Origin of the sequence: Mycobacterium sp. RTGN4, assembly GCF_033804635.1 — a bacterium.
Classification (GTDB): domain Bacteria; phylum Actinomycetota; class Actinomycetes; order Mycobacteriales; family Mycobacteriaceae; genus Mycobacterium.
In genome coordinates, this window is the sequence record NZ_JAPZLB010000005.1 from 65,908 (window position 1) to 86,552 (window position 20,645).

18 protein-coding genes are annotated in these 20,645 nt (G+C 66.6%); 12 read left to right on the top strand and 6 right to left on the bottom strand.

Features of this window, described 5'->3' with window-relative positions; all coding sequences use genetic code 11:
- The first annotated feature begins 55 nt into the window (after positions 1-55).
- The 10 genes from SLQ30_RS12290 to SLQ30_RS12335 all read left to right on the top strand — a co-directional run bounded on the left by SLQ30_RS12290 (position 56) and on the right by SLQ30_RS12335 (position 12,657).
- Complete coding sequence (locus tag SLQ30_RS12290) at positions 56-1,024, top strand: phospholipase D-like domain-containing protein (protein WP_413468019.1); 969 nt, start codon at positions 56-58, stop codon at positions 1,022-1,024.
- Positions 1,017-1,607, top strand: a complete 591-nt coding sequence (locus tag SLQ30_RS12295) for a chromate transporter (RefSeq protein WP_319446575.1) — start codon at positions 1,017-1,019, stop codon at positions 1,605-1,607. The genes SLQ30_RS12290 and SLQ30_RS12295 overlap by 8 nt, the downstream gene beginning before the upstream one ends.
- Entirely contained in the window at positions 1,604-2,149 is a 546-nt protein-coding gene (locus SLQ30_RS12300; RefSeq protein WP_319446576.1) for a chromate transporter, read from the top strand. The genes SLQ30_RS12295 and SLQ30_RS12300 overlap by 4 nt, the downstream gene beginning before the upstream one ends.
- Before the next feature lie 105 nt (positions 2,150-2,254).
- Positions 2,255-4,132, top strand: a complete 1,878-nt coding sequence (locus SLQ30_RS12305; RefSeq protein ID WP_319446577.1) for an ABC transporter ATP-binding protein — start codon at positions 2,255-2,257, stop codon at positions 4,130-4,132.
- Between the two features lie 66 nt (positions 4,133-4,198).
- Entirely contained in the window at positions 4,199-6,109 is a 1,911-nt protein-coding gene (locus SLQ30_RS12310; RefSeq protein ID WP_319446914.1) for an ABC transporter ATP-binding protein, read from the top strand.
- Positions 6,106-7,926, top strand: coding sequence for an ABC transporter ATP-binding protein (locus tag SLQ30_RS12315; RefSeq protein WP_319446578.1), 1,821 nt, complete (start codon positions 6,106-6,108; stop codon positions 7,924-7,926). Before SLQ30_RS12310 ends, SLQ30_RS12315 begins: the two co-directional genes overlap by 4 nt.
- A gap of 17 nt (positions 7,927-7,943) precedes the next feature.
- Complete coding sequence (locus SLQ30_RS12320) at positions 7,944-8,909, top strand: LysR family transcriptional regulator (protein WP_319446579.1); 966 nt, start codon at positions 7,944-7,946, stop codon at positions 8,907-8,909.
- A gap of 94 nt (positions 8,910-9,003) precedes the next feature.
- Entirely contained in the window at positions 9,004-10,362 is a 1,359-nt protein-coding gene (gene hisD / locus SLQ30_RS12325) for a histidinol dehydrogenase (protein ID WP_319446580.1), read from the top strand.
- Entirely contained in the window at positions 10,362-11,192 is an 831-nt protein-coding gene (locus tag SLQ30_RS12330; protein WP_319446581.1) for a nitrilase-related carbon-nitrogen hydrolase, read from the top strand. Before hisD ends, SLQ30_RS12330 begins: the two co-directional genes overlap by 1 nt.
- Before the next feature lie 10 nt (positions 11,193-11,202).
- Positions 11,203-12,657 (top strand): cytosine permease, encoded by a 1,455-nt coding sequence (locus SLQ30_RS12335; RefSeq protein WP_319446582.1) that lies wholly within the window; start codon positions 11,203-11,205, stop codon positions 12,655-12,657.
- A gap of 13 nt (positions 12,658-12,670) precedes the next feature.
- Here SLQ30_RS12335 and SLQ30_RS12340 read toward each other — a convergent pair whose 3' ends face one another.
- Complete coding sequence (locus SLQ30_RS12340) at positions 12,671-14,044, bottom strand: NAD(P)-binding protein (protein WP_319446583.1); 1,374 nt, start codon at positions 14,042-14,044, stop codon at positions 12,671-12,673.
- A gap of 176 nt (positions 14,045-14,220) precedes the next feature.
- On the opposite strand from SLQ30_RS12340, the gene SLQ30_RS12345 reads away from it, so the two are divergent.
- Positions 14,221-15,846: an AMP-binding protein gene (locus tag SLQ30_RS12345; protein ID WP_319446584.1), complete on the top strand. Its 1,626-nt coding sequence runs from the start codon at positions 14,221-14,223 to the stop codon at positions 15,844-15,846.
- A gap of 41 nt (positions 15,847-15,887) precedes the next feature.
- Here the strand turns inward: SLQ30_RS12345 and SLQ30_RS12350 are convergent, their stop codons facing one another.
- Positions 15,888-16,724, bottom strand: a complete 837-nt coding sequence (locus SLQ30_RS12350) for a VOC family protein (protein WP_319446585.1) — start codon at positions 16,722-16,724, stop codon at positions 15,888-15,890.
- 38 nt (positions 16,725-16,762) lie between these two features.
- The gene (locus tag SLQ30_RS12355; protein WP_319446586.1) at positions 16,763-17,896 is read right to left on the bottom strand and encodes an FAD-dependent oxidoreductase; all 1,134 of its coding nucleotides are present in this window, start codon (positions 17,894-17,896) and stop codon (positions 16,763-16,765) included.
- Positions 17,897-17,997: 101 nt separating this feature from the next.
- Here SLQ30_RS12355 and SLQ30_RS12360 point away from each other — a divergent pair, with 101 nt between their 5' ends.
- Positions 17,998-18,540, top strand: a complete 543-nt coding sequence (locus tag SLQ30_RS12360) for a TetR/AcrR family transcriptional regulator (protein WP_319446587.1) — start codon at positions 17,998-18,000, stop codon at positions 18,538-18,540.
- A gap of 18 nt (positions 18,541-18,558) precedes the next feature.
- Here SLQ30_RS12360 and SLQ30_RS12365 read toward each other — a convergent pair whose 3' ends face one another.
- The 3 genes from SLQ30_RS12365 to SLQ30_RS12375 all read right to left on the bottom strand — a co-directional run bounded on the left by SLQ30_RS12365 (position 18,559) and on the right by SLQ30_RS12375 (position 20,645).
- Positions 18,559-18,696, bottom strand: coding sequence for a hypothetical protein (locus SLQ30_RS12365; protein ID WP_319446588.1), 138 nt, complete (start codon positions 18,694-18,696; stop codon positions 18,559-18,561).
- A gap of 249 nt (positions 18,697-18,945) precedes the next feature.
- Complete coding sequence (locus SLQ30_RS12370; RefSeq protein ID WP_319446589.1) at positions 18,946-19,623, bottom strand: hypothetical protein; 678 nt, start codon at positions 19,621-19,623, stop codon at positions 18,946-18,948.
- A gap of 47 nt (positions 19,624-19,670) precedes the next feature.
- On the bottom strand, positions 19,671-20,645 hold the full coding sequence (locus tag SLQ30_RS12375; RefSeq protein WP_319446590.1) for an ornithine cyclodeaminase family protein: 975 nt from the start codon (positions 20,643-20,645) through the stop codon (positions 19,671-19,673).

A 20,645-nucleotide genomic window follows, 5' to 3' on the forward strand; every position in this document is an offset into this window, starting at 1 on the left:
CGAAACCCCCCGCTCACTGCTAGCTTCGACATTTGTGCAGCCGAATGGTCCCCAATTGATCGTTGAACCGGATGACGGTCTCGAACCGGTACTCCAATTCATCGGATCAGCGCAGAATTCACTTCTCGTCAAACAATTCACGTTCACCGACGAGAGCCTGATCCAGGCCGTCATCGACCGCAGGAAAGCGGGCGTCGACGTGCGGGTCATGCTCAACCCGGCCCGATCCGGCGGTGACCGCGCCAACGACGAGACCCATGAACGATTCTCCAACGCGGGCATCGACGTTCAGTGGACCAATCCCAAGTTCTACGTCACGCACGAGAAGTCGATCGTCGTCGACGAACGGACCGCACTGGTCGCGACGTTCAACATGTGCCTCAAATACTTCACGCTGACACGGGACTACGGCGTGATCATCGACGATCCGGTGCACGTCGCGCAGATCGTCGAGGTCTTTAACGCCGACTGGAAACACGACGATTGGGAGCCGTCGGTGTATCGGGGTCTGCTGTGGAGCAATTCCAACTCGCGGTACCACATGGCCCGGTTCATCGACACCGCCACTCACCGCATCGACGTTCAGCACCCCAAGTTCGTCGACGCCGTGATCCTCGATCACTTGGCGGCCGCCGTCGAACGAGGCGTGAAGGTGCACGTGCTGTGTGGTGGCAGACACGGCATCAGCGAAGGGGACGTGCTGGACACCTTCGCATCCCTGCGCACGCTGCGCCGCTTCGGCGCCAAGGTGCACAAGCAGAAGAACCTGCGGGTGCACGCCAAGCTGCTCATCGTCGACGACGAGCGGGCCCTGGTCGGGTCGATGAACATCGACCGCAGCGCTTTCGACCTGCGGCGCGAACTCGGCATCACGATCACCGAACCGGCCGTCGTCGCGCGCCTGAAGGCGGTCTTCGAGTCGGACTGGGAACTCTCGCACCAGTACGAGGCGCCGGATCCGCTCGACCCATCCACCCACCACGAAGACGACTTCCCGCACGACCCCGAACTCGTCCATGAGTGAGGGGGAACTCGCTCCGTCCGCGAACGCGGAGAAGGTCGGTTTGTTCGAACTCGCGTGGACGTTCAATCACATCGCGCTGGCGTCGTTCGGCGGTGGGCTGTCCGCATGGTCGCGGGAGGTGATCGTCGTCGAGAAGGAGTGGATGGGGGAGACAGAGTTCTTGTCGGCGATGACGATGTGCCGAATCCTGCCTGGCGCCAACCAGGTCAACATGGCCGTCTTTACTGGCACCAAGTTGCGGGCCGTTCCCGGCGCCGTCGCGGCGGTGATCGGGCTGTGCTTCATGCCGATGGTGTTCGTCTTGGTGATGGCCTTCCTGTACTTCCGTTTCAAGGAAGTGCCTGCGGTCAAGGGCATCCTGCACGGCGCATCCGCGGCCGCCGTCGCGCTGACGCTGACGATGGTGATCAAGACCGGGAAGAGTTGTCTGACGGGACTGGTGCCAGTAGGGCTGTTCGGGTTGGCATTCGTGCTCAACGGCCTCGTCCGCATGCCGCTGCTGCTCACCCTGGCCATCGTCGCGCCGCTCGCACTGCTGTGGGCGTGGCCGCGCGGTCGTGACAAGGCCGCGGAAGCGTCATGAGCACCTATCTGCAACTGATCGTCATGTTCGGCACGCTGTCGCTGCTGTCGATCGGCGGCGGCAACGCCGTGCTTCCCGACATGCACCTGCAGGCCGTCCGCCAGCACCACTGGCTCAGCGACAGCCAGTTTGCCGACGTCTTCTCGATCTCCCAGACCGCGCCAGGGCCGAGCATCCTGATCGTCACGATGATCGGGTACGCCGCCGGGCTACACGTCGGCGGCATACCCGGCGCCATCGTCGGCGGCGTGATCGCGACCGTCGCGATGGTGCTCCCCGCTGCGTCGCTGGTGTACGCCATCACGTTGTTCTGGCAGAAGGCCGAGCAGTCCAACTGGCGAATCGCCGTCGAGAAGGGCTTCGCCCCGCTGACCGTGGGCCTGATCCTGGCCTCGTCGCTGGTGATGAGCCGCGCCGCCGACCACGACTGGAAGGCGTACACGTTGACCGCGATATGCACGCTGATCTTCGTGCGTACCAAGCTCAATCCGCTGTTCGTGGTGGCCTTCGCCGGGGTGATCGGTTACTTCGGCATCGTCTAATCCGCGGGTTCGGCGCGCTATCCGGTGCTCAGCTCGGAAATGCGCGCCCAAATCACCGGGGGATGACGTTGACCTCATCATTTGTTGAGGTTCTACGGTGATGACATGAACTTCGAGACCGTAGCGCGCCAGTCGCTCCGCCTACAGACGCGCGCGGCGGGCGGTGACCTGCGCACGCTGGCCAACCGCACCCTGCTGTTGCGCATCTGGCGGTTTGCGGCGCGCCATCATCGCCGGCTCGGCGGATTCGTCGCGATCAGCGTGGTGGGGGCGCTGCTGGCGGTGGCAACCCCGCTCATGGCGGGGCGGGTGGTCGACGTGATCGTGCGCGGCGGCGCACCGGGCACTGTGGTGCTTATCGCGTCGGTCATCGCCGTCGTCGCCGTTGCGGAGGCAGGCGTCGGACTGCTCACTCGCTGGTTGTCGTCGACCATCGGGGAAGGGCTGATCCTCGACCTGCGCAGCGCGGTGTTCGATCACGTCCAGCGCATGCCCATCGCGTTCTTCACCAGAACCAGGACGGGCGCGCTGGTGAGCCGGTTGGGCACCGACGTCATCGGCGCCCAGCGGGCGTTCTCCGACACGCTGTCCGGGGTGGTGTCCAACCTGGTCACGCTGACGCTGACGTTCGCGGTGATGGTCAGCATCTCCTGGCAGCTCACCGCACTGGCCTTAGTGCTGATGCCGCTGTTCCTGTTGCCCGCCCGCCGGATCGGTCGCACGATGGCGGCATTGAGTCGCGAGAGCGCGATCTACAACGCGACGATGCAAACCCAGATGACGGAGCGTTTCTCGGCGCCAGGTGCGACGCTCGTCAAGCTGTTCGGCAACCCGGCAAGCGAATCAGCCGAATTCACCGCCCGCGCAAGCCGTGTGCGCGACGTCGGAGTGCGTACCTCGATGCTGCAGTCGACGTTCATGAACTCGCTGACGTTGATGTCGGCACTCGCGCTGGCGCTGGTCTACGGGCTCGGCGGCGTGTTGGCCATCGGTGGTCACCTGCAGGCGGGCGCGATCGTATCGCTGGCCCTGCTGCTCACACGGTTGTACGCACCGCTGACGGCACTGGCCAACGCCCGCGTCGAAATCGCCAGTGCGCTGGTCAGTTTCGAGCGGGTCTTCGAGGTGTTGGATCTGGTGCCGCTGATTCGGGAGAAGGCCGACGCGGTAGCCGTGCCCGCCGGTCCGGTCGCGGTTCGGTTCGACGGCGTGCGCTTCGGCTACCCCTCGGCGGACAAGGTCTCGCTGGCCTCCCTCGAAGAAGTGGCGGTGCTCGACGATCGCGGGGGAGCCGAAGTGCTGCATGGCATTTCGTTCACCGCCCAACCCGGTCAGATGGTCGCGCTCGTCGGATCGTCGGGGGCGGGCAAGTCGACCATCGCGTCGTTGCTGGCCCGGTTGTACGACGTCGACGACGGCAGCGTGCGACTCTCGGGGCTCGACGTGCGCGATCTGTCGTTCCAGTCGTTGCGGGATACCGTCGGCGTGGTCACCCAGGACGGGCACCTATTCCACGAATCCATTCGAGCCAACCTGGTGTTGGCCAACCCCGACGCAGGAGATGACGAACTGTGGGATGCGCTGCGCCGGGCCCGGCTCGACGACGTGGTGGCCGATATGGCCGACGGGTTGGACACGGTCGTCGGCGAACGGGGCTACCGGTTGTCGGGTGGTCAGCGTCAGCGGTTGACCATCGCTAGGCTCCTGCTTGGCAGTTCGCGGGTCGTAGTGCTCGACGAGGCGACCGCGTCGCTGGACTCCGAATCGGAGGCGGCTGTTCAGCAGGCTTTGAACGAGGCGTTGGCCGGGCGCACGTCGATCGTCATCGCACACCGATTGTCGACCGTCCGTGCGGCGGATCTGATCCTGGTCGTGGAAGCCGGCCACATCGTCGAGCGGGGTACTCATCGTCAGCTGCTTGGCCGTGGTGGCCGCTATGCGGAGCTGTACGAGACGCAGTTCCGCGAGCCTGCGGCGGCGTGACACACGGTTATTCGGTTGTTGGTGTCGCAGGTGTGGGATAGACAAGTGCAGAAGGGTGGTGAGGTCATGCGCGCGCAGGAGAAGGGGCTCCGGTCGGAGCCTGCCATCGCGCCGCCACCCCGCAGGATTCGCTCGTCGTCCGACATCCTTCGGCTCCTGCCGTACCTGAAGCCGTACCGCGTGCGCTGGACCGCGATGCTCGTCGCGGCGCTGCTCAGCCTGGTCGCCACCGTCACCATTCCGCTGTTGACCAAGGCCGTGATCGACGGGCCGGTCCGGCACCAGGACCCTGCGCGGCTGTGGGTGCTCGGCACCGCGGCCACCGCCGTCCTGATCTCCGAGGCCGTGCTGTGGTTCATCCGCCGCTGGCTGGTGGCCCGCGCCACCATGGGCGTCGAGGCGGACATCCGCAAGGACCTCTACGCCCGACTGCAGCTGCTGCCCATGGCATTTCACGGCAAGTGGCAGTCCGGCCAATTGCTTTCGCGGGTGATGAACGACCTGAGCACCATCCGTCAGTTTCTGTCGTTCGGCCTGCTGTTCCTGATACTCAACATCATTCAGATCATCGCCGTGACGGGCATCCTGCTGGCGATGTACTGGCCGCTCGGCGTGGTGGTGGTGGTGTCGATCGTGCCGATCACCGTCACGGTGCTGCACTTCCAGCGCCAGTTCACCGTGCTGTCCCGTGCCGCCCAGGACCAGTCGGGCAACGTCGCAACCCATGTCGAGGAGCAGGCGCTCGGATTGCGGGTGGTCAAGGCGTTCGGCCGCGAGGAGTACGCCTACGAGCGGTTCGACCAGCGCGCTACGGATCTGTTCGACACCGAGGTGCGCAAGGTCGGTGTCTCGGCGAGGTTCTGGACCCTGCTCGAGGTCATTCCGAACGTCACGCTGATCATCGTGCTCGGTGTCGGCGCCTACGCGGCGGGTAGCGGGCTGGTCACGATGGGCACCCTCGTCGCCTTCATCACCATGATGCTGTCGCTGGTCTGGCCCATCGCTTCGCTCGGCTTCCTGCTGTCCATGACGCAAGAGTCGATGACGGCAGCCAACCGCGTCGCGGAGATATTCGATGCCCCACGCGAACTGGAGGACGGGCCACGGGCGGAATCGCCACGCGGTGGCCGGCTGGAACTCGTCGACGTCGGATTCCGCTTTCCCGACGCCGAGGACTGGGCGCTACGGCACGTGAACGTCACCGTCGAACCGGGCGAGACGCTCGCCCTTGTCGGTGCTACTGGTTCTGGCAAGTCGGTGCTCGCGGCTCTGCTATCGCGGCTGTACGACGTCACAGAGGGGGCCATCCTCATCGACGGCGTCGACATCCGCGAGTTGACGCTGCCCGCGCTGCGCCGTGCCGTCGCAACGGCTTTCGAAGATCCGACGCTGTTCTCGATGTCGGTCGCGGAGAACCTCCGGCTCGGCAGGCCCGACGGTACCGATGCCGAACTGGTCCAAGCCGTCGACATCGCGGCCGCCGACTTCGTCTACGACCTGCCCTTCGGGCTCGACACCCGCATCGGGGAACAGGGCATGAGCCTGTCCGGCGGTCAGCGGCAACGGCTTTCGTTGGCCCGCGCACTTCTGGCCGCTCCGTCGATCCTGGTGCTCGACGACACGTTGTCGGCGTTGGACGTGCACACCGAGGCCACCGTCACCGCGGCGTTGCGTCAGGTGCTGCAGTCGGTCACCGGGGTCGTGGTGGCGAACCGGGCCTCGACGGTGTTGCTCGCCGACCGGGTGGCGCTCCTTGAACGCGGCACGATCACCCGCGTCGGCACGCACGCCGAATTGCTCTCCAGTGCACCGGAATACCGCTACCTTCTGGCCGCCGACGAGGATCTCGACGACGGGTCCGAACGCAACTGTGATTGGGAACAGGACGCGGACCGCAGTCGGCTCGACCACGTGTATCAGGAGCGGGAGTCGGAGGACAAAGAAGATTACGTGGCCTCCAAGGTGGACAGGCGATGAGCACGACGGACTGGCGTGGTCGCGCCGTCACCAACGACGACGACGATCTGCCCATCGACGAATCGGTCTCGCGGCGCCGCGAGGCCGGCTCGCTGCTGGGGTCGCTGTTGCGGCCCTACGCGCGCACGGTGGCACTGCTGGCGGTCGTCGTCGTGCTGGAGAATGCCGCAAGGCTTTCGGTTCCGCTGCTGGTTCAGCGTGGCATCGACCACGGCATTCCACCGATCGTGGACGGCGGCTCGACAAGCGAACTGCTGTTGATCGTTGCGGCGCTGTGCGGCGTGGTGCTGGTGCAGGCGGTCAGCCGGATGTACTTCCTGCGCCGCGCCGGTCGCATCGGTCAAGAGGTGCTGCTGGAGTTGCGCCGCAGGATCTTTCGGCACTTCCAGCGGCTCGACGTAGCCTTCCACGACCGATACACCTCCGGCCGCGTGGTGGCCCGCTCGACCAACGACGTCGAGGCCATCCAGGACATGTTGGAGACCGGGTTCGACGGTCTGATCACCGCCGCGCTGACGTTGTGCGGCACGGCTGTGCTGTTGGTCGTGCTCGACGTGCGGCTAGGTCTTCTGTGTCTCGGCGCCTTCCCAGCGCTGGTGGTGCTGGTGTGGTGGTTCCGCACCGAATCGTCCAAGACGTACCTGAAGGTCCGAGAGAGCGCCGCCCTGGTGATCGTCCAGTTCGTCGAGACGATGACGGGCATCAAGGCCGTGCAGGCCTACCGGCGCGAGCCGCGCAATCAAGAGATCTTCGAAGACGTTGCCGACCAGTACAAGAACATCAACGAACGGGCCTTCAAGCTGCTGGCGGTGTTCATGCCGGGCGTGCGACTCGTCGGCAACATCACCACCGGGCTGGTGTTGATCTACGGCGGTTACCTCGTACTGCAGGGCGAGATGACGTTGGGCACGTTGACGGCGTTCCTGCTGTATCTGCGGATCTTCTTCGAGCCCATGCAGGAGATCTCGCAGTTCTTCAACACCTTCCAGTCGGCCGCCGCCGCACTGGAGAAGATCGCGGGGGTGCTGGCTGAGCAGCCGGGCATCCAAGATCCCGCACACCCGGCGAAGCTACCAAAGGTCGAGGGCGACATCGGGTTTCGCGACGTGAGCTTCTCCTATTCACCGGGCCGGCCGGTGCTGCCTGAGCTGAACTTCGAGATTCCGGCGGGTCAGACCATCGCGTTGGTCGGCACCACGGGCGCGGGCAAGACCACCATCGCCAAGCTGATCGCGCGTTTCTACGACCCGACCTCGGGCTCGGTGACCCTCGACGGAGTCGACCTGCGCGAACTTGCGCAGGCCGAGTTGCGTCGTCACGTCGTGATGGTCACCCAGGAGAACTTCATGTTCGAGGGCACGGTCGCCGACAACATCCGGTTCGGTAGGCCCGACGCGACCGACGACGAGGTCCGTGCCGCGGCGACGGCCGTTGGCGCCGACAGTTTCATCGACGCGCTCACGGATGGCTACGACACCGATGTCGCCAAACGCGGTGGCCGGTTGTCCGCGGGGCAGCGTCAGCTGATCGCATTCGCGCGGGCGTTCCTCGCCGACCCCGCGGTGCTCATCCTCGACGAGGCGACGTCGTCGCTCGACATCCCCAGCGAGCGGATGGTGCAGCGCGCGCTCGCGACGGTGCTGGCGCAGCGGACCGCGGTGGTCATCGCGCACCGGCTGTCGACGGTGCAGATCGCGGATCGGGTGCTGGTGCTCGACCACGGACGGATCGTCGAGGACGGTCCGCCGGCCGAATTGGTCCGCAGTGACGGTGCGTACGCGGCGTTGCACCGCGCCTGGGTCGACTCGCTGGCGTAGCGGCATAGGGTCACCGCATGACGCTTAGCCAGCTTCGGGCGTTCGTCGAGGCCGAGCGGCTCGGGTCGTTCACCGCCGCGGCCGATGCGCTCGAGATGGCTCAGGCTTCGGTGTCGGAACTGGTCCGAAGGCTCGAGGACGAACTCGGCGCGCAGCTCTTCGTGCGGGGCAGCCGACGGCTGGCGCTGACTGCGGCGGGCCAAGAGCTCCTTCCGTATGCGCAGCAGTCCGTGCACGCCGCCGACGGCGGGGTGCAGGCGGTGCGCTCGGTCGGCTCACTCGGCGGCGGGACGGCGACGTTCGGCGTGCCCCGCAATGCGGACTACTACCTGCTGTCCAGCCTGGTGCAGACCTTCCACACTCGATACCCCTCGGTGCGGGTGAGGCTCGTCGGACAGAACTCCGCGGAGACCGCCGCCGCGATCCAGGCCGGCGAGATCGAGGCGGGCATGTTGATCCTGCCGATCGACGATGAGGACCTCGTGGTGCGCCCGTTGTTGCGCGACGAGGTGTTCTACGTCAGCGCGGACCCGGCGCACACCGAAAAGCCGGTCACCATAGACCAATTCGCACGAGCCACCCTTGTGCTCTACGACGCGCACTACGGCTGGAAGGACCCGACGCGCCGTCAGCTGGCCGAGCGGGCCCAGCTCGCCGGGGTGCGGTTGGAGCCGATGATCGAGATCGAGCACGTGGAGTCCGCGCTCAAGCTCGTCGCCTCGCGGGTCGGCGACACCATCGTCAGCGGCGCGGTGCTGGCCAGCGACGCCTTTCCGCCAGCACTGCACACGGCCCCGTTCGCCGAACCCCTGTACGACACGATCGCGCTTGCGCAGCACCGGGCGCGGCCGCTGTCGAACGCCACCCGCGAATTCGCGAGGCTGGCCGAGGACTCCATACGGGAATTGCCGGTCGTGGGACGGTCGGGCCGCGCCGATCGACGGTCGTCGACGGTTCCGCTGATCGATCGCAGTCGCCGCTGACCAGCAGATATGGCTCTAGTATCGGGTTACCCTTTGGATTGTGCAGGAGTCACCCATCTAGTCCTCTGGCTGAATGCGGCCTACCGTCCGTCCCATGCAGATCACCGCTGATGAAGCTCGCGCCCTCGGTCCGTTTACCTGGCTGAAGAAGCCCGCCGTCGACGGGCCTGCGGCGCAACGGGATCCGAAGGTCGTCGAGCGGGTATCGGCGATGCTGTCCGATATCGAGCGCAACGGCCTCGACGCAGTGCGCGGCTATGCGCAGGAGCTCGACGGGTGGTCCGGTGAGCTCGAGATCGGCGCCGACGAGCTCCGCAGGAGTGGTGATGCACTGCCCGCCGACGTGCGGGCGGCGCTCGAGTTGGGTTACGACCGAACCAGCCGCTTCGCGACCGCGCAGCGCGCGCACCTGTCCGACTTCGAAGTCGACGTCGCCCCCGGCGTCGTCGGCGGTGTCCAGTACATCCCGGTCAGCCGGGTGGGCGCGTACCTGCCCGCCGGCCGCTTCCCGCTGCTCGCGAGCGCCTTCATGACGGTCGGGGTGGCGAAGGCCGCAGGCGTCCCGACCGTGCTGGCCTGTACACCTCCGTCGGGCGAGCACGGCGCGCATCCGGCGGTGCTGTACGGCGCCTACCTGTCCCGGGCCGACCACGTATTCGCGGTGGGTGGGGTCCAGGCCATGGGCGCGATGGCCTTCGGCCTGCTGGGTGAGGCGCCCGTCGACATGATCGTCGGTGCGGGCAACGCGTTCGTCACAGAGGCCAAGCGGCAGCTGTTCGGTCGTGTCGGCATCGACCTGCTGGCCGGCCCGTCGGAGGTCGCCGTGCTGGCGGACGAGTCGGCCGATCCGGAGTGGGTGGCCGCCGACCTGCTGGGCCAGGCCGAACACGGGCCGAACTCGCCCGCCGCGCTGATCACCACATCGGAAGTGTTGGGCCGCAAGGTGATCAAGGCCATCGACCGTCAATTGGAGACGCTGGCCACCCGCGACGTCGCGGGGGCGGCCTGGCGCGACTATGGGTCCGTGGTGGTCGCGACCGATCGCGCGCAGGCCGCGGCCATCGCCGACGTGTTGGGACCCGAGCATCTCGAGGTGCAGACCGACGACGACGACTTCTTTCTCAAGGAGCTGCGCAACTACGGCTCGCTGTTCCTTGGGCCGTGGAGCACGGTTGCGTACTCCGACAAGGGCATTGCAGGTCCCAACCACGTGCTGCCCACCGGCAAGACCGCCCGCTACAACGCGGGGCTCTCGGTGTCGCGCTTCCTCAAGCCGCTGACCTATCAGCGCGTGCAGCGCGAGGCGACGGCGGCGCTGGCGCCTGCGGTCGAGCGCATCTCGGCGTTCGAGGGACTGGCCGCGCACGAAGCCACTGCGACCATCAGGATCGACGAGATCGGCCGTTTCTCAGGAGCGTTCGACGGTACCCCGGCAGTCGACCGGGCCCACTGATGGCCACCATCAGAGTGTCGGCGATCTCGCTTGCGATCGAGTTCGGCTGTGTCGAAGCCAATCTGGCCGCCATCCGCACGGCGCTGACGCGGGCCGAGCGTGGGGCGCATCTGATCGTGCTTCCGGAATTGGCCACCAGCGGTTACGTCTTCACCGACGCCGCGGAGGCTCGTTCGTTTGCGCTGCGCGCCGACGACCCACGGCTGGTGTCGCTGGCCGACGCGGTACCGGACGCCGCGGTCGCCGTCGTCGGGTTCTGCGAAAGTGCGGGGGACCGGTTGTACAGCTCCGCGCTGGTGCTGGGCCGCGCCGGGGTGCTCGGTTGCTACCGCAAGGCGCACCTGTGGGATGCCGAGAAGCTGGTCTTCGCCGTCGGCGACGAGGCGGGCGCGGTGCTCGACACGCCCATCGGCAGGCTCGGCGTAGCCATCTGTTACGACAACGAATTCCCGGAGGTACCAAGGCGATTGGCCCTGGCAGGCGCGGAATTGCTGGCGCTGCCGGTCAATTGGCCGCTCGTAGACAGGCCAGCCGGTGAACGTCCGCCAGAGACCATCCAGGCGATGGGCGCCGCCCGCTCGTCCAGGCTGCCGACGGTCATCGCCGACCGGCACGGTGCCGAACGCGGCGTCGAGTGGACCGGCGGTACGACCGTAATCTCGTCCGACGGCTGGATATGTGCGACGCCCGACGCGCACGGGGTGGCGTCCGCCGTCATCGAGGTCGACGGCAACAAATCCCTTGGCGCGCACAATGATCTGTTCGCCGATCGACGGCCCGAACTGTACGCGGACGCGTCCGTGTCGATCCCTGCCCTACTGACCACCTAGCGAGGAATCCATGCCCGAGACACCCGCCATCGAGTCGAAGTCCATCGACTGGATCCCGCTCGACGAACGGCGAGGGAAGCCCTCGACGCTGTTCCCGTTGTGGTTCATGTCGAACGCGAACCTCACCACCCTGGCCACCGGCATGGTCGGCGCCGCGCTCGGGGCCTCGTTCCTGACGTCGCTTGTCGCGATCGTGCTCGGGGTGGCGGTCGGCACTGTGTTCACCGCATTCCACTCGGCGCAGGGCCCGCAGCTTGGGCTGCCGCAGATGATCCAGTCCCGAGCCCAGTTCGGTTACCGCGGCGTCGTAGTGATCTGTGCGGTCGTGGTTTTCAGCATCGTCGGCTTCAACGTCTTCAACCAGATCCTGGCCGCAGACGTGATCACGCTGACGACCGGTGCCGACTTGCGTGACCTGTGGTTCGTCGTCATCACCGGACTCGCGCTGGCGCTGGCGATCTTCGGCTACCACTGGATTCACCGCTTCCAGACATGGTTGACGTGGTTGTTCCTGGCCACCTTCGGCGTGTTCACGGTCGCGGCGTTCGGCTGGCTGGACCTGCCGGCCGGACAGTTCGGATTCGGTGGGTTCACCTGGGCCGCGTTCCTCGTACAATTCGGCGCGGCCGCGGCCTATGCACTGGGCTGGGCGCCCTACGTGTCCGACTACTCGCGCTACCTGCCGCCGCAGACGAGTCCGCGAAAGGCATTGTGGTACACCTACGCCGGTGTATTCGTCGGCGCGGCGTGGCTGATGGTGCTCGGCGCATTGGTGGCCGCGCTATTCGCCAACGCAACGCCGTTGGAGGCGGTCAAGAGCGCTGCCGACGGGCTGCTGGCCGGGTCGGGAGACTGGCTGCTGATCGCTGCACTGCCGGGCCTCGTCACGGTGATCACCGTGAACATCTACGCCGCCTCCCTCGAACTCATCACGATGATCGACTCGTTCAAGGCCGTCCAACCCACCCGCAGGCTGCGCGTCATCTCGTGTTCGTTGATCGCCGCCGCGGGTCTGCTCGGCGCCGTGCTCTCGTCCGGTGAGTTCCTTGCCAATTTCGGCAGCTTCCTGGTGGTGCTGCTGTACCTGTTGGTGCCGTGGACGTCGGTGAACCTGGTGGACTACTACTTCGTCCGACGCGGGCACTACGCGATCCGCGAGATATTCGTGCCGAGCGGTGGCGTGTACGGCACATGGGGCTGGCGGGGACTCGGCGCCTATGCCATCGGGATCGTCGCGATGATCCCGTTCGTGGTGACGGTCTGGTACACCGGTCCCGTCGCTTCGGCCATGGGCAACGTCGACATCGCGTTGTTCGTCGGGCTGTTCGTCTCCGCGTTCGCTTACCTGCTGATGGCCCGGTCGCTGGACCTCGCCGCCGAAATCGCCAAGGCGGAGGCTGATTCCCGCGACCACGGGATCGAAGCGGTCAGCTTCGCGGGTCGGGTGGCGCCGGTAGAAACCTAGGCGCGCGCAACGATTAGCGCTGTGCCAGTAGGACTTCGAGCTTCTCGTTGGCGGCCCGCAGCCGCGGAATCACCGCGGCGGCCCCGGCCGCGGCGTCCTCGTCACCGGATTGCATGTGGCTCACCGCGTTCAGACGGGCGCGGTTGAGCCAGTGCATCAGCTCGGGGTCGCTGAACCACGTCAACTGGTTGTGGTTGAACGCGACCGACATGGTGAGCCAGTCGATGGGATTGGTCGGGTGCGGGACCGGTCTGCAGTACCCGTTCTTGGCGTCGTCGTCGACGTCCATCGCCTCGACACGAGCAATCACGGCCGCGCTGAAGGCCGGCTGACACGTGCGCACCGACTGCAGCACGAGGTGGCCGGGGGAGAAGATCGGGGTGGCCTCGCGCAGCCCGATCCCGTCGCCGGTGCAGTCGATGTAGAGCGCCGCCGGATCGGTGTCGAAGGTGCCCCCGTCGAGCACGACCCGGCCCGGCTCGATCGACCGGACGCGGCCCATCCGGACGATGTGCTCGATGAGCCGCAACTTCTCGAGCTCGCCCTGCGACAGGATCGCGCACCGGTACATCGTCGGCTCGACGGTCCGATCGATGCGCATAAGGCAGCCCAGCGCCTCCAGCTGCACGTAGAGGTCGTCGATCGACGTCGCCTTCTTGATCGCCCGGCACTGGGCGGAGAAGTCGGCCAGCACGCGGCGGGCGAATTGCATGCCCGGCTGGACGGCGGCGCGGTCGAGCACCCAGGAGTCACGCGGCTTGATCCAGACGATCTTCTCCGGCGCGATGCCGTGGCGCAGCAGCCACAAGCAGGTGTCCATGGACGTCTTGCCCGCGCCGACGATCACGTACTGGTCGTGGACGGGCTGTCGTGGGAGCCCGTTGGGCGGGATGCACGTCACGCCGTCGGCAACGTCATAGGCCGGCGGCCGCATCGACGGCACGATGATGCTCAGGTAGCTGGCGTCGACGATTCTGTGCCGGATCTCGACGCGATAGTCGTCGCCACCGAGGGTGTGGAAGCGGCCATCGCCGGTGTATTCGCTCATCGGGAAGTAGGACACCCGCCCGCTCGGCAGCAGGTGCTGGCGCATCACGGTGTCGTAGTAGGACACGACCTCGCTGCCACCGGCGAGCTCGTAGAACCCCGCGTTCCAGCCGTCGGTGTCGATCGAATCGCTGCCGAGTTGTCGCGAGTTCACGCCGTAGTAGGCGGACGGCTGGTGGAGCCGCACGTACGGGTACGCGGTGGTCCAGTGCCCGCCGGGTTGATCATTGCGGTCGACGATCACCACGGACGCGTCCGTCTCGGTGATCAGGGTGTCGACGAACGCCATTCCCATTGCGCCGGCCCCAACTACCAGATAGTCGGCCTCGATCGTCTGCACGCCGTCAGCTTGCCAGGCGCCCCGGCGGCAGGTGGCCAGGGGATGAGCCGCCAGCGCCTGGCCTAGACGATTTCGGGCAAGATCCGCCGCGTCGAGTTGCGCAGGCGGGAGGATGACGCCCACCGGTCGGGTACGCCGATCGAGACGGAGCACCGTTACGAGGACCTGGTGACCTAGTGAAGTCATACGATGCGGGCCCGACCGACGTCGCCGTGCTGGAAGAGTCCATCGGCGCGAACTTCGAGCGCACCGCGGCTGCGCACCCCGCCAACGAGGCGCTGGTGGACGTGGCCCAAGGACTGCGCTACACCTACGCCGAACTGAACGCCGAGATCGACCTCATCGCACGGGGTTTGATGGCGGCGGGCATCGGCAAGGGCGACCGAGTCGGGATCTGGGCGCCAAACTGCGCCGAGTGGGTGATCGCGCAGTTCGCCATGGCCAAGATCGGTGCGATCCTCGTCAACATCAATCCGGCCTACCGCACTTACGAACTCGCGTACGTGCTCAACCAGTCGGGGGCGCGGCTGCTCATCGCGGCGACGGCATTCAAGACGTCGAACTACGTCGCCATGGTCGAGCAGGTGCGTGACGAGGCGCCCGGCCTGACCGACGTGGTGTTCATCGGAACGCCCGGCTGGGCGGCGCTGCGGTCCCGCGCCGCGGAGGTGTCGGCTGACGCACTGGCCGAACGCATGGCCACACTGGTCAACACCGAGCCGATCAACATCCAGTACACCTCGGGCACAACGGGTTTCCCCAAAGGTGCGACGCTGTCGCACCGCAACATCCTCAACAACGGCTATTTCGTGACCGGGCTGATCAACCTGGGCCCTGGCGACCGGCTGTGCATTCCGGTGCCGTTCTACCACTGCTTCGGCATGGTCATGGGCAACCTCGGCTGCACGACACACGGGGCCACGATCGTCATCCCTGCCCCGGGCTTCGACCCCGGGCTGACATTGGCGGCCATCGAGAACGAGGGCTGCACAGGTCTTTACGGGGTGCCGACGATGTTCATCGCCATGCAAAATCATGCCGACTTCGCCAGGCGCGACGTCTCGTCGTTGCGCACGGGCATCATGGCTGGCGCGGTCTGCCCGGTCGACGTGATGAAGCACTGCGTCGACGACATGAACATGTCGGAGGTCGCGATCGCCTACGGCATGACGGAGACGTCACCCGTCTCGTGTCAGACGATGCTCGACGACGATCTCGACCGACGAACGTCGTCGATCGGACGGGCGCATCCGCACGTCGAGGTGAAGATCGTCGACCCCGAGACCGGCGACCCGGTGGAGCGCGGCCAGCCAGGCGAGTTCTGCACGCGCGGCTACTCGGTGATGCTCGGGTATTGGAACGATGCCGAAAAGACGGACGAGGCAATCGATCCCGAGGGCTGGATGCACACCGGCGACCTGGCCGTCATGCGCGAGGACGGCTATTGCAACATCGTCGGACGCATCAAGGACATGGTGATCCGGGGCGGCGAGAACGTCTATCCGCGTGAGATCGAGGAATTCCTCTACGGCCACCCCGACATCGAGGACGCACAGGTGATCGGCGTACCCGACAGGCGGTATGGCGAAGAGCTCTGCGCCTGGATCCGGATGAAGCCCGACCGCGCCCCCCTCGATGCGGCCGCGGTGCGCTTGTTCGCCGCGGGCCGGCTGGCGCACTACAAGATCCCGCGCTACGTGCACGTCGTCGACGAGTTCCCGATGACGGTGACGGGCAAGGTCCGCAAGGTCGAGATGCGCGAGCGCAGCATCGAGATGCTTGGGTTGGACGCAGGCGAGTAGCGACCCGAACGCCCGTCGACCGTTATGACAATGCCTCTCGGTTAGGCCTTGGGCGGGGTGAACTGGCTGAGCACGAATTCCGCGCCCTGCGGATCGCGGACGTTCGCCGTCTTGGTCCACTCCGCGTTCTCGGTGCTGACGACGGTGCCGCCGAGGTTCTCGACCTTGGCCGCGGATGCATCCCGATCGGCGACGGTGAACGACACCTGCCAAGCCTCGGCATGTCCTTGCGGGACGATGCCCATCCAAGCGACAGCGTCCTCGAATCCCGGAGGCGCGTTGACGTCGGATTGAATGTTCAGGATGGCGGGGTTGACTGTCGCGGCCAGGTGCGCGCCGTAGCCGGGCCTGCGCACCATCGTCGCGAACCCGACGTCGTCGAGCTCCCATCCGAACAACGACGCGTAGAACACCGAGGCGGTGTGCGGATCGGTGGTGAGTAGATCGCTGAAGTTCCACGACCCGGGTTCGTTGACGAGTTGCGCGCCGAGCCGCTCGCGGGCCTGCCACAGCCGGAATTCGGCGCCGCGCGGATCGACGCACACCGCCTGCCGACCGCCTGGCCCGGCGTCGACGGGAGCCACGGTGACGGTGCCGCCCTGGGCCTCCACGGCCTTGGCCGTGGCATCGGCATCGTCGACGGCGATGTAGGTGCGCCACGACGGGACGTCGTCAATCGTGTCCGGTGAGCCGATCGCCGCGACGTCCGCACCGCCGAGCGTGGCGATCAGATAGTTGCCCGGTGCAGCGGGCGGCATCGCATCGGTGAAGGTCCAGTCGAAGAGTCCGCCGTAGAAGCGCTTGGCGTCGTCGAGGTCGTGCGCGATGGTGTCGACCCAGCTGGGTACGCCGTGTGGGTAGGTCCTCGATTCGGTCATGGCCACATGGTTACCGTGCGGACCGACAACCAAACGCGTCAGCGGTAGACCAGGCCGGACAGTCGCGATGCGAGCGCCCGCGTGGCCCGCGGAATGCGGCCGATGATGCCCAGCATGACGTTTCGCACCGGGCGAAGCGCGCGGGGCAGCGTGGCGAGTTTCGTCAGCCGGTCGGTCAACGCCACGACTTGCGTAGCGATGGGGCGCCGAGTAGCGCTGTACTCGTCGAGGAGGGCGTCGGGCCCGCCGTCGAGCACGGCCGCCAACGCGTCGGCAAGCACGACCGCGTCCTGGATGCCGAGGTTCATGCCCTGCCCACCGGCGGGGCTGTGTACGTGGGCGGCGTCGCCGGCGATCAGCATCCGGCCTGCGCGGTACGTGTCCGCGACGCGGTGGTGAATCCGGAACCGCGAGCCCCAGGCGATGCCCGTCACGGTGATGCCGCCTGGGCCCCTGGCGTCGAGGAGCTGCTGAACGAGCTCGAGCGACGGCACTTCGGGTGCGTCGTCCACGGGCGCGACGATGCGGAAGTCACCGTTGGGCAGGGGCGCGACGACGGTGAGCCCTTCGCTCGCCCAGAACAGGCGCACCTCGTCGGTGGGGGCGTCGCCGCTGAGTTGTGCGTCGGCGAGCACGAACGAATGCTCGTATGCGCCACCGGAGAAGCCGATGCCTGCCTGCTCGCGCACGGTGCTGTGCATGCCGTCGGCGCCAACGATGTAGCGGGCTCGAATGGTGTCGCCGTCGGCGAAGGTCGCGGTGACGCCCGTTGCGTCCTGGATGACGGTGTCGAGCACCTTGGGTCGGATCACGTCGCCGCCGAGCTCGCGCACGCGGTCGAGCAGCAGCCGTTCCGTCGTCGACTGAGGTACCAGCAGTGTGAATGGGTACGCGGTCTGCAGCCCGCTGAAGTCGATGGAGAGCAGCGCCTTCGCACCGTCCCGGATCGCGAACCGGGGCGCCTCGATGCCTTCTTTGACGAGGCGACGGGCGACGTCTAGCCCCTCGAGCACTTCGAGCGTGCGGGCGTTCACAGCGGCGGCACGCGAGGTGTTCGCGCCCTCGGACTGTCGGTCGACGAGCGCGACGTCAACCCCCTTGAGCAGCAACGATGCGGCCACGGTCAGTCCGGTCGGGCCGGCTCCCACGATGAGTACATCGGTGTCCTTCATCTCTATCCTCCTTGTCCGAACTTTTGCCAACGCGTGTTGGTATTTCTATGGTGCGCCCGGATCCTAGAAAAGTCAACATGTGTTGGCCTACACTTGTTGGCATGGGTAAGAAGGCCGACCAGACCAAGGCCGTCATCCTCGCCGCGGCCAGGGAGCGGTTCGCCGAATCGGGGTACGAGGCCGCCACCATCCGGGCCATCGCCGCGGACGCGAACATCGACCCATCGATGGTGATGCGCTACTTCGGCAACAAGGACCAGTTGTTCGCGGCGGCCGCCGAGTTTGACCTCCGCTTCCCGGATCTGTCCGACGTCCCGCCGTCTGGGCTAGGGCATGCGTTGGTGGCGCACTTCCTCGCGCGCTGGGAGGAGGACGACGCGCTCGTCGTGTTGTTGCGTTCGGCCACCACGAATGCCGAAGCCGCGCAACGGATGAAGGACATCTTCGCGGCGCAGTTGATGCCAGCCATCAGCAAGTTCGTCCCGGATGACGCCCCGCGCCGGGCCGGGCTCATCGCCACGCAGGTACTCGGGATGGCGTTGTGCCGCTTCGTATTGCGGCTACCTCCCGTGGTCGCGATGAGCCCCGACGAACTGGTCGACTGGCTGGGGCCCACACTGCAGCGCTACGCGACTGCGCCCTGACGATTGGTGGCGTCAGCCCTACTTCGTGCCGTAGACCCTTGCCTGCAGTTCGGTGTCCGCAATGCTCACGGCCTTCACCACTAGGCCGTTGCGGTAGGTCAGGACGTCGGCCTGAAGCGCGGATTCGTCACCAGCGGTGATCTTGGTGATGACCACTACGTCGTCGCCGTCGGCAATGATGCGCTCGGGTGTCGTCGAAGCTCGCCAACGTCGATTCGATGTCTCCCGTACCGAACGCCGCGTACGCCTTCTTCGCGATTTCGCCATTCTGATTGGACATGTCGTTCCCCCGAACCCTGTTTCGTTCTCATGCGGGTGTTCCCGCCGAGCGGGGTTGATCTTGCTTGGCCGAGGCCGCCGAGTGCGCATTTTGGACAAAAGAGTTGACGATGTCGTCAATTCGCGTCAGGCCTCGAGTTCCCCCGCGACCCGGTGCTCGATGGCGGTGCGGGTGGCAGACGGCAACACGATGAGGCCGTCGAGCTCGCGTTGCGCCTTGGCGTATGCGTTGTGCCGCTCGTCGGGGGTGGCGGCCTCGTCGGTGGCAAGTCGAATCAGCCGCTGGGCACGCTCGATCCGCTCCTGGCCCTCGGTCGAGAAGTCACTGCGCCGCCTGCGGATGGCCTCCGCCTCGGCGACGTCGAATGCCGCGACGTACTCGTGCACGGCATCGCGATAGTCGAGCGTGGCGGCACGGTCGGCGACGAGGTCGTCGGCGCTGCCCGGCCGCAACAGGTCAGCGCGGCTGCGGGCCTTGTGGAACGCGACCGTGAGCGGCTGACGCATGTCGGTCATCATCGGGAAGTCCAGCAGCTTCGCGACGTCGACCTCGTACGACAGCCAGCGGGCATCAGTGCGGTCGTGCTTGTCGAGCAGCTTCGTAGCCTCACGCCTGGCAACCCCTTCGTCGAGCCTGCCGCGTCCGGATGCCTCTGCCACGGCGATCTTGGTCTGCTGCTTGATCCGGTACCGCTCGAGCCGACGTTCCGCGCGCCTGTCGTTGGCCGCTGCCACCGCCCGAATACCTCCGGCGAGCATCCCGCCGAGCGGAAAGATCAGCCACCAGAAGTGAAGGACGTCCATTCCTCCCAGAATGCCATCGCTACCCGCGAGGGGTCATCCCGTTATCGCTACGCGCTTAGCTCGACACTTGCTCCTACCCTGAGAGCTTGCGCGTGCGCGATCACCAGCTGGGCGGTGGCGAGGTCTTGAAGCCCCATGCCGACGGACTCGAACAGCGTGATGTCGCCGTCGGAAGATCGACCCTCACAGGCTCCGACGATGACGTGTCCGAGTTCGGTGCGGACGTCGTCCTCGATGATGGCCCCCTCGGCGATGGCCATGAGCACGCCCCCTGACTTGACCATGGCCGTGGAGTGGCTGTCGACGATCACGCGGGATCGCTTCATGGCCTCCGAGTCGACCTCGCGATGGTCTGGTCTTGGCGGCGCACCGACGGCGTTGATGTGTTGGCCGGGCCGCAGCCAAGCGCCGCGGACGATGGGTTCGCGTGCCGGGGTAAGCGTGCACACGATGTCCGCCGCGGCCAGCACGGCCTCTGCCGACGCCGCTGGCTCGATCGGGATGCCGAGGCCCTCGGTCGCAGCCCGAAACGCCTTGAGCGTGGCGTCGCTTCGAGTCCAGACGACAATGGTGTCGATGTCCCTGACGGCGGCGATGGCGTGAGCGTGCTCGATCGCGAGGTTCCCCGCGCCGACGAGTCCGAGGACGGAGGCGGAGCGGCGGGCGAGGTGATCGGTGGCCACGGCGCTGACCCCGGCGGTCCGGATCGCGGTGATCGCCCGGCCGTCGAGTAGGGCGACGCACTCGCCGGTCAGCGCCGACGTCACCACGATGGACGAGCGTTGCACCGCAAGTCCGCGAGTCCTATTGCCGGGCAGGTCACAAAGCAGCTTGAGGGATACCGAGTCGCCGCCGGCCGCGGTCATGGGGATCGCCGACCCGTCGCCGGGCAGGCGCATTGATCGTGGCGCGGGGTTTTGCCAGTCACCGCGCGCCAGCCCGGCGTGTGCCAGCTCGACGGCCCTGCGGACTTCGTCGCGGTCGAGCAGCGGCGTGATGTCGGAGTGGTTCAGGATCAGCAC